The organism is Streptomyces actinomycinicus, assembly GCF_016741775.1.
Taxonomy (GTDB): domain Bacteria; phylum Actinomycetota; class Actinomycetes; order Streptomycetales; family Streptomycetaceae; genus Streptomyces; species Streptomyces actinomycinicus.
Genome location: NZ_JAERRK010000075.1, coordinates 1 through 592, shown reverse-complemented (window position 1 = coordinate 592; position 592 = coordinate 1). Strand labels below are relative to the sequence as shown.

The following is a 592-nucleotide window of genomic DNA, read 5'->3' as shown; positions in this document are numbered from 1 at the left end:
GCAGACGGCGACCTGGAATTCGCCGGCCGCACCGACCACCAAGTCAAAATCCGCGGCTTCCGCATCGAACCCGCCGAAATCGAAAACACCCTCCTCACCCACCCCGACATCACCCAAGCCGCCGTCATCGTCCACGACCAACAGGCCGATGATTCCCGTCTCATCGCCTACGTGGTCGCCGACGGCGCCGCACCGGCGAGCGAGGAGGCGGAGCGGAGTCAGATCGGGGAATGGCAGGATCTCTACGACTCGCTGTACTCGAGCGGTGGTTCGGAGTTCGGCGAGGACTTCTCCGGGTGGAACAGCAGTTACGACGGTGCCCCGATCCCGCTGTCCGAGATGCGGGAGTGGCGTGCGGCGACGGTCGAGCGGATCAGGGCGCTGGGGCCCCGACGGGTCCTGGAGATCGGTGTGGGTACCGGTCTGCTGCTGGCGCACCTGGCACCCGAGTGCGAGGAGTACTGGGGTACCGATTTCTCGCCCACGGTGGTGGAGGCGGTACGGCGGCACGTCGACGCCGATCACGAGCTGGCCCGGCGGGTCACGCTGCGGGTGCAGGCGGCGCACGAGCACGGGGAGTTGCCGCAGGGGT

General features: G+C 68.1%; 1 protein-coding gene and 1 pseudogene. Both read left to right on the top strand.

The genetic code is table 11. The annotated features are described in order from the left end of the window. Nucleotides 1-12: 12 nt before the first annotated feature. Nucleotides 13-138: pseudogene (locus tag JK359_RS40320) on the top strand (hypothetical protein); the annotation flags it as partial. Between the two features lie 33 nt (nucleotides 139-171). After that, the coding region (locus JK359_RS38550; RefSeq protein ID WP_307788470.1) for a methyltransferase at nucleotides 172-592 on the top strand (421 nt) is incomplete at its 3' end.